Here is a 3449-nt window from a genome sequence, read left to right on the forward strand (position 1 = left end):
TGGTGAATTAACCATATCAGAAAGGGGGTCTTTTTTCATCACCTAATGGGTGATGAAGCAGATTACTTTAAAGACTATTAAATCAATGTTAGGAAAGACTATTAGTAAAACTATGAATTATTCAGGAAGTATATATAACCCAATTAATTTTGATAAGTTAACTTTTGAAATTTAGTCATAAATTTGTGGTTGGTAAGCGTTATTTTCGCCGTTTATATATATCAATATTGTTTTATCGACGTGAATATATTTTTATGTTCATTTATCTCGAATACAAAAAAGCGATTCGTAATAGAACGCTCAAACGTTCTAGTTACAAATCGCTCTCCTTAGACTTAATCTAATAGTGCTTCAAATTCAGCTAATCTTTGTTCAAATACATCTAAAGTTTGTTCGATATAATCACGTTTTGTCATATCTAAACCAGCAGTCTTCATCGTATCGATGGCATACTGACTTTTACCTGATTTCAAGAAACCTAAATAGCTATTTAATGCTTCTTTATCACCATCAGCAATACGATCTGCAAAGGCAGTTGCTGCAGCAAATCCAGTCGCATATTGGAATACGTAGTAATTCATATAGAAGTGAGGGATACGACTCCACTCATTCTTAATTTCAGAATCAGAATTCACAGATGAACCATAATATTTCGCATTTAATTTTTGATAGTTTTCTGACAGAAACTCAGCTGTTAATGGTTGACCGTTACCATCTTGATCGTGGATAAAGTGTTCAAATTCTGCGAATTGAGTTTGACGGAAGACTGTTCCTTTTAATCCATCTAAGAAATGATTTAGAACATAGCGTTGAATATCTTTATCATCATAAGTTCTCAATAAATAATTCGTTAGTAAGTTTTCATTTGTTGTAGATGCGATTTCTGCTAGGAAAATTGAGTAGCTACCGTATTCGTACGGTTGATTCGCATGGGTTAAGTAACTGTGGGCACTGTGTCCTAATTCATGGACGAGTGTATATAATGAATTTAGGCTATCTTGCCAGTTCATTAGAATATATGGTTTGCTGTCATATGTTCCTGATGAATATGCTCCACTACGTTTCCCTTTATTCTCATAAACATCAATCCATTGCTCGTCAAACGCATTGCGAATGATTTCTAAGTATTCTTCACCTAATGGTTGAAGCGCATTTAAAGTAATTTCTTTTGCCTCTTCATAAGTAAAGGCAATTGGAGGTTCACCCAGTAATGGTGTATACATGTCATACATTTCTAAATCATCGATATTTAACAATGATTTACGTAAGTCTACATAACGATGTAATAAGTTTAATCGAGATTCAACAGTTTCTAATAATGTATCGTAGACAGATTCAGGAATATTATTAGTGAATAAAGCTGCTGCTCTCGCTGATTCAAACCCTCTAACTTTAGCATTGTAATTATGTGTCTTAATTTCAGTTGTTAAAGTTTGAGCTAAAGTATTCTCAAATTGTTGATACACAGAGTAGAACCCTTCAAAAGTATCTTTTCTGACGCGTCTATCTGTACTTTCTAATAATTTTCCGTATAGACCATGAGTCAATTGAACGTCATTACCTTCGCTATCTTTCACAGTTGGGAATTGGAAGTCAGCGTTATTTAGGTAGCCGAAGATACGTGTTGCTCCACCAAAAACTTCACTCGCACTGGCTAGTAATAATTCTTGTTCTGGTGGTAAAACGTGTTCGCGATTACGTGCAATATCGTCAATAAACTGATCTAATTCTTTCAGTCTATCATTGTTTGCTGTCATTTCTTCTAGTTTCTCAGCAGGAATAGCAAGTAATTCTGGTCTAAAGAATGACGTCACTTGACTATATTTAGAATATAGTTGCTCGGTTTGAGCATTCATCTTTTGGTATGTCGGATTTGTTTGATCTTGATCATTTTTCAGATGAGCATACACACCTAAGTTAGAAACTTCGCGTCCTAACTCTAATAATGTATCGATAGCTTCACTAAGCACTTCTGGGCTTTCCCCTAATCTGCCTTTGTAAGCTGTAATCTTATCAAGATTATTTTTAGCTTTAGCGTACCCACTTTCAAACTCTTCGTCGGATGCAAATAATGGTGTTAAATTCCATTGATATGTTGCATTCATTTGTTCTCTTGTTTTTACATTTGAATCTGTCATCAATATCCTCCTCATTTAAAATCATATAACTAGTGTATCACATGCACTATTTCTAAACCAATTTGAAGAATCATTATTTTGAAATCCATTCCACATTACTCACTTTTTCTAATATCCCTTTTTGAAACAGTAATATAAGTATTGCAAGACATAAAACTGGATAGATATCACTATAAATGAGCGGTGTTCGAGCTACTTTAATTTCAGAACAAGCTCGAAATTTCTCTATAAAGGCGTCAGTGGTAAATTTATAGTTAAGCTGTCTGATGATTGCCAATGACCAAGAAAAGACAAGCCAACTGGGCGATTGAGTTAATAGCACTTCCCACTGTTCTGTAAAGACCCATTCTGGCATATCAGTTAATACAGTACCTTGTTGATATAATAAGTAAATGGTATTTCTATACGCTTCATTATTCATAATGCCATTTAATTGACGATTATAATTTAAACTCGCTTTAGTTCGCTTTCGCACTGAAATTAACTCGCAATTTTCATCTTGTAAGCTATCTAGTTGATGGAACTCACGAATGGTCATTCTATTTTGTTTCAGTCTATAATTATTTTTCTGATAGATGATTGGTAGATGACGTTGAATAACAATTTCTTTCTTCTTTAAGTTAAGAAATTTCAAGTGAAAGCCCCAGTCATCATTATAATTTAACATTGTCTGCTTCCATCTTTGATTCAAGGCGGTGCTACGCGTTGTGTAATCATCCATCAGCCAGTGCACTTGATTCACTAGCTGTTTATAATTTTGATTTCTTACTATAACATCGGCAGCTGGAATGACGGATCTTTGAAATTCATAAATAACAGATTTGCTACTCTCTCTTTTTACTGTGACATAGACATCTGCAAATTGATTAATTTCTGGAAAATACAATTCAGTTTGAAGAACTAGTTTCTGTATACCTTGCAATTCTTCAATAATTATTTCTTTTCCACGTTTGTGTTCATCTGATTCAAGAGGACTCCTTCGACTCTCTACTAATTGGCACTTTGAATAATGACTAAAAAACCCTTTACCTTTATGACTATCTTTATAAAATACCTTTTGGGCACAAGTCGGGCAATAAAATTCCATTAAATTTGGATACTTAAATTTAACTTCACTAGCATAAATTAATTCGCCTTCTTTTGACATAGCAACTAACATGTAATCAATCCCCCTTATTTATAAATACGCCGATTGTAAAATTAAGCTAGACAACTAAAACAGCCATTTGTGGTACACTCAACTTGTAATTCCGACCAAAGAATACAAAGGAGTGACCACAAATGACCTACACCCATCTTACCACGGATGAA

General features: G+C 33.9%; 2 protein-coding genes. Both read right to left on the reverse strand.

Annotation, left to right across the window (positions count from 1 at the left end):
* Positions 1-335: 335 nt before the first annotated feature.
* Complete coding sequence (gene pepF / locus ACEN4N_RS11195) at positions 336-2138, reverse strand: oligoendopeptidase F (RefSeq protein ID WP_407094250.1); 1803 nt, start codon at positions 2136-2138, stop codon at positions 336-338.
* A gap of 73 nt (positions 2139-2211) precedes the next feature.
* Entirely contained in the window at positions 2212-3297 is a 1086-nt protein-coding gene (locus ACEN4N_RS11200) for a competence protein CoiA (protein ID WP_138405562.1), read from the reverse strand.
* Positions 3298-3449: the final 152 nt, after the last annotated feature.

The sequence above is a fragment of the Ruoffia sp. FAM 20857 genome, assembly GCF_045528645.1.
Classification (GTDB): Bacteria; Bacillota; Bacilli; order Lactobacillales; family Aerococcaceae; genus Ruoffia; species Ruoffia halotolerans.